The sequence below is a fragment of the Kitasatospora sp. NPDC127060 genome (genome assembly GCF_042724935.1).
Taxonomy (GTDB): Bacteria; Actinomycetota; Actinomycetes; order Streptomycetales; family Streptomycetaceae; genus Kitasatospora.
Genome location: NZ_JBHXEG010000209.1, coordinates 1 through 1,001 on the forward strand (window position 1 = coordinate 1; position 1,001 = coordinate 1,001).

Annotated in this window: 1 protein-coding gene; it reads right to left on the reverse strand. The window is 70.0% G+C overall.

What is annotated here, in order from left to right; genetic code table 11:
* Window positions 1–993: acyltransferase domain-containing protein (locus ACFWIS_RS40760; RefSeq protein ID WP_380464170.1), on the reverse strand; the 993-nt coding region annotated here is incomplete at its 3' end.
* Window positions 994–1,001 lie beyond the last annotated feature (8 nt).

Below are 1,001 nucleotides of genomic sequence, written 5' to 3' on the forward strand. Positions count from 1 at the left end.
CCAGTAGTGGTGGTGGTCGAAGGCGTACGTGGGCAGGTCCGTCGTCCTGGCGCCCCGCCCGGTGAAGAACCCCGACCAGTCGACCGGAACACCGGCCGCGAACAGCCGGCCCAGACCGGACACCAGCGTCTCCGCCTCGTCACCACCCCGACGGCCCAACGGCACCGCCTCCAGACCGTCCGGGGCGATCCCGCCGATCAGACCCGACAACACCCCATCGGGACCGACCTCCGCACACACCCCCGCACCCCAACCCACCAGCGAGTCCACCACATCCGCGAACCGCACCGGCTCCCGCACATGCCGCACCCAGTACCCCGGAACACTCACCTCACCCGGCACCACCAGCCGCCCCGACACCCCCGACACCAACGGAAGCACCGGATCCCGCAGAACCAGAGACCCGACCACCTCACCGAACTCCGCCAACACCGGCTCCATCAACGGCGAATGGAACGCATGCGACACCCGCAACCGCTTCGACCGCACCTCCCCCAAACCCGCCAACACCCGGCCGACAGCACCCTCCTCACCCGAGACCACCACCGACCCCGGACCGTTCACCGCCGCGATCCCCACCCCCACGCCCAACAGCGGCACCACCCGCTCCTCCGACGCCTCCACCGCGACCATCACCCCACCCGACGGCAAAGCCCCCATCAACCGCCCACGCGCACCCACCAACCGCACCGCATCCGGCAGGTCCAACACCCCCGCCACATGAGCAGCCGCGACCTCCCCCACCGAATGCCCGGCCACCACCCCCGGCCGCACACCCCACGACTCCACCAACCGGAACAACGCCACCTCATAGGCGAACAACACCGGCTGCGCGAACTCCGTACGATCCAGACCCACCCCCGACCCCACCACCGAGAACAGATCCCCACCGAACTCCCCCAACACCTCACGGAACACCCGCCCGAACACCGGGAACTCCGCCGCCAACCCCCGACCCATCCCCGCCCACTGCGCACCCTGACCCGAGAACACCAGACCCA